Origin of the sequence: Kitasatospora sp. NPDC047058, from assembly GCF_040643935.1 — a bacterium.
Taxonomy (GTDB): Bacteria; Actinomycetota; Actinomycetes; order Streptomycetales; family Streptomycetaceae; genus Kitasatospora.
Map to the genome: position 1 here is coordinate 1 of NZ_JBEYVJ010000542.1, position 3,965 is coordinate 3,965.

The 3,965-nt window shown below is 72.0% G+C and carries 5 protein-coding genes; 2 read left to right on the top strand and 3 right to left on the bottom strand.

The features are described 5' to 3' along the window. Positions 1 to 65 precede the first annotated feature (65 nt). Complete coding sequence (locus tag ABZ885_RS37060) at positions 66 to 950, bottom strand: prohibitin family protein (protein WP_360198964.1); 885 nt, start codon at positions 948 to 950, stop codon at positions 66 to 68. Positions 951 to 1,239: 289 nt separating this feature from the next. Between ABZ885_RS37060 and ABZ885_RS37065 the strand changes: the two genes are divergently transcribed. Together ABZ885_RS37065 and ABZ885_RS37070 are read left to right on the top strand one after the other, a co-directional pair. Then, positions 1,240 to 1,599, top strand: a complete 360-nt coding sequence (locus ABZ885_RS37065; RefSeq protein WP_360198966.1) for a hypothetical protein — start codon at positions 1,240 to 1,242, stop codon at positions 1,597 to 1,599. Between the two features lie 244 nt (positions 1,600 to 1,843). After that, a complete protein-coding gene (locus tag ABZ885_RS37070; protein WP_360198968.1) occupies positions 1,844 to 2,536 on the top strand; it encodes a hypothetical protein in 693 nt (230 codons plus the stop codon). A 259-nt stretch (positions 2,537 to 2,795) separates the two neighbouring features. Here the strand turns inward: ABZ885_RS37070 and ABZ885_RS37075 are convergent, their stop codons facing one another. Beyond that, entirely contained in the window at positions 2,796 to 3,491 is a 696-nt protein-coding gene (locus ABZ885_RS37075) for a DUF4241 domain-containing protein (protein ID WP_360198970.1), read from the bottom strand. A 167-nt stretch (positions 3,492 to 3,658) separates the two neighbouring features. After that, complete coding sequence (locus ABZ885_RS37080) at positions 3,659 to 3,838, bottom strand: hypothetical protein (protein ID WP_360198972.1); 180 nt, start codon at positions 3,836 to 3,838, stop codon at positions 3,659 to 3,661. Positions 3,839 to 3,965 lie beyond the last annotated feature (127 nt).

Consider the following 3,965-nt stretch of genomic DNA (forward strand, 5'->3'; position numbering starts at 1 on the left):
GTCGGCCTCAGGCTCGCCGCCCACCGCCCACTGCCCGCCCCGGGCGTGCGGCACGGACGCGGGCCTCAGCGCTTGGTGCCGTCCACGATGACGGGCGTGCTGCCCGCGCCGCACGGGCTCGCGTAGACGGGGTTCTTCTCCGCCGCGGCCTTGAACGCCTCGATGCACTGGCTCAGCAGGATTTTGTCGGTGAGCGAGTTCGCGATGGCGGCGTTGGCCGCCGCGGTGCTCTCGGCCTCGATCTTGCGCTTCTCCGCCTCGGCCTTGGCCGTGCGCACGGCCGCCTCCGCCTGGGCGGTCGACTGGTCCTGCGCGATCTTCTGGTCGATGGCCTTCTGCAGGCCGTCGCTCGGCCGGACGTTGCGCAGGTTGACGCCGTTGACGAGGATCCCGCGCGGGGCCAGCCGGGCGGTGATCAGCTTGTCGATCTCCGAGCTGATCGCCTCCCGCTGCGAGCTGTAGCCCTCGACGCTGGTGTGACGGGCAAAGACGTTGCGGACGATCTCCCGGCTGTCCGGGTAGACCAGGCGCTGCTGGACAGCCTCCGTACTGCCGGCCAGCTTGAACAGCTCGACGGTGTGCTGCGGGTCGATCGACCACTTCACCGTGAGGTCGGCGAACAGCACCCCGCCCTCGGAGGAACGGACCTCCACGGTGGAGTCACCGGTCAGGTCGAGATCGGCGGGGCGGGTCGAGAAGGTGGTCACGTCGGTCAGCGGCGACTTGAAGTGCAGCCCCGGCTGCCAGGTCTGGCCGACCTTGCCGAGGCTGGTGGGCACCGCCACCTCGGTCGGCTCGACCACGTGCACGAAGGTCGTGAGCCCCAGCAGCAACCCGAGGACGTTGGTGACGATGCCGCCGAGGGTGACCGGCCAGGAACCGACCTTGCGCCACCGCAGTATCAGCAGCACGACGCCGACGGCCAGGAACAGCAGGGACAGGATGAGCATGATGGGTCTCTCCGACTGGAGTGATCAAGACTGACGGCCGCAGCCTAGGCAGCCGACCCGGGGTCCCAGAGCCGGGTTCAGGCGATGTTCACACGATCAACCCCGCGCGTTGGCCGACATCGCCCGCGCAACAGCCGCAACCCCACCGCCGGCGTGAATCCTTTCGTGCCTGCCGCGCCTCTCATGGCCGTAGCCGTGCGGACGACCGCGTCCGCCCCACACCCCACTGGGAGGACCCCATGACCGCCGTCGTCACCGCCGTTGCAGGCGGCGCGCTGCTGCTGTGCGCGTGCACCGTCACGCTGATGCGTCGGCGCAGGCGTCAGCGTGGCTGACCCAGCTGGCCCGGCGCGAGGAGTTCCGGGCCTACTACCAGTACGAGCTGTCAGTCGCCCCCGGGTGGAAGGTCGGCGGCTGGGGGCCGTGGAGCTTCCGCGATCCCCGGGTGGTGCGGTGCGCCGCCTGCGAGGCCGCCATGAGACCGCTGCTGACGATCAGTTCCGGTGCTTTGGACGGCAGTGGCTGGGACCCCGTCGACGACCGGGACAACGACGAGGACATCGGTATCCAGATCGGGCGGAGCTACGAGATGCAGCTCTACTATTGCCCGCTCTCCTTCGAGCACCCGCACAGGGAAGTCATGCAGTAGGCGACCCGCTTTCTGCAGCAGTCTCGTCGATCCATGCCGGGGGTGCCCCGGGCCTGTTGAAGTGCCCGCAGTGCGCGCGGGATCGTGCCGAGAAGGATTTGGGCCCGCTGTTTTGCTCCCCGCTCCGACCAAGCGGGAGCTGGCGGCCGCGGCCGCGCTGGTCTCCGCCCCGGACGATGCGTGGTGCGAGGCGCGGATATTGCACGCGAGGCTTTATCCGGTGAAGGACCGCAGCGTGTGAGCCGTGCGGCTGCCCCGTACGGTTGCGCGGGCGGTGGGTTCCCGGCGTGGCATGCTGCCTCGCATGATCGACAAACCCGATATCGACGCCTCGGGCGGGACGTGGTCGTTCGCCACTGCGCGTGAGCCGGCCGAGTTCCCCGCGGTCGAGGTCGAAGGCGTGCCCGGAGTCGAACACGCCGGGGGAGCGGGCCGTACCCTGTGCGGGATCCGCGGCCGCTACCTGAAGATCTTCCTGCACCACTTCCAGCCTCAGGGCCTGGCTTCGTGCCGCAAGTGCCGGGCGTCGGCCGAGGCGGCGCCGTCCCGGCCGTGCGGGCAGGAACGCCTGCATGACCTGCTCCTCCAAGCGGCCGACGACGGGCCGCTGCGCACGGACCTGCTCGCCGCGCTGCGCCGGGGCGCGCGGATCGCGATCTGGATCACCGGCCCGGCAAAGGACCTCACCCGCTTCCACTCGCGGATCGACCGGATGACGGAGGGGGCCGGCCCGGCCGCCGAGTCGCTCGCGGCGGCCGGCGCCTCCATCACGCTGGCCCGCGTCGAGGACGCCGGCCGGCAGTACCTCGTCGTCCTTCCACCCGACGGCGGCGGCGCCCACATCGCGCGCGGGGCGGTGGATGCCTCTCCCGCGGCTTCGCCCGGTCCTCCTCCGACTCCACCGGTCCCTCGGGAGCGGGGCAGCGATCTCGTGTAGCCGGGGATGCTGGTCCTGCAAGCACCCCGCGCCACGGAGTCCGGCGGTCAGCCGTCGGATGGGCGTCCCGGGTCGGGGCGCGCTTGCGCGAGCAGCCGATGGGTTGGGCCTGCGCGTCTGGCGGAGCGGATGCGCAGGCGTGCCGTCAGGTCGCCGTCCGGCTGTCGGCCATGCGCCGGCCGGAGCCGCGTTGGTCGGTAGAAAGTCCCGACACGGTGGCAGGGGCGCAGAGCCGGGCCGGTTCTCGCCAGGTGCTGGCTCAGTCCCACGGGCTGGTGGGGACCGGGCCCGGGACGACGATCACCGCGATCCCGCCGTCGTGGGCACGGCCTGCCCAGACCTGGCCCCAGCCTTCCGGGACACCGAAGGTCAGCAGGTCGGCCCGGCGTTCCTCGTCGCGGGCGAGCTCGAAGTAGCCCTCGCAGAGGTCTTCGGTGTCCCGCCCGCTCCGCGGGCCACCGAAGCCGGCGTTGGCCACGTCCGCCAGGTAACGGCGGAAAGGTTCGGTCAGCGGTTGCCAGGCGGTGGCATCGGCGAAGCAGCCCATGGCGTCCTCTGCCGCGAACCCGGTGCCGGCAGCGCGCAGGGCGGGGTCCTCGCCCACGCCGGGGGCGAGCTCCCACGTGACCACCGGCCCCTCGCGTACGCGCAGGCGTGTGGCGGCGCACTCCCGGTACTCGTTGTAGTAGCCGTTGGAGAGGTGGGGCCAGTTGGCCCAGGAAACGTCCACCGGGTACTCGCCGGGCGGGATGCGCAACGCGAGCTCGCGCGGCGGCTCGGCGCTCCAGGGCGAATCCGCGACCAACCGGCCGCTCGGCAGCCGGATCGCGGTGACCTCCTGCACCCCGATGATCTTGATCCAGCTGTACGGGGTGTGCGGATCGCCGCCGATCCGCAGGCCCGGTGTGAACAGTCCGTCGAGGTACTCGCGCGTCTCCGGCCTGACCTCGTCCATCCCCGCCCCTTCCACTTCTGGGAAACCTGCTGCCCCGGACGATACGCATCCCCGCAGACAACCCCGGGGCCCCGAACCGCGCGTGGGGTGTCCGGGGCCAGACGCAAGGCGTCCTTCCCGCACCGGATGCCCGCCCGGCGAACGCCTCGCTGCGCCCGTCCAGGCGGTCAGGGCCCGCCGAAGTCGACCGCGGCCAGAGCGCCCCAGCCACCCACGTCCTGCCCGCTCGCCCAGCCGCCGGCAGAACGCCCGTCGGCGGGCAGCGCCCGGGGCCGCCCGGCGCCGCTGTCCTGCCAGACCGACTCGGCCATCACCGGATCCAGCAGCGCCCGCGCGACCTTCACCACCTCCGGGAACACCGCCGTGTCCCGCGCTTCCCGATGACTGTGGTCGAGGACATGGTCCGCTGGTGGCGTCGTACCTGGCCCGGCCACACCCGGCCCGGGTGCCCGCCCGTCGCGCGGTCGTCACCGG

Coding starts and splice junctions, on each gene's coding strand:
- ABZ885_RS37060 (WP_360198964.1), bottom strand. CDS start 950: ATGCTCATCCTGTCCCTGCTGTTCCTGGCCGTCGGCGTCGTGCTGCTG.
- ABZ885_RS37075 (WP_360198970.1), bottom strand. CDS start 3,491: ATGGACGAGGTCAGGCCGGAGACGCGCGAGTACCTCGACGGACTGTTC.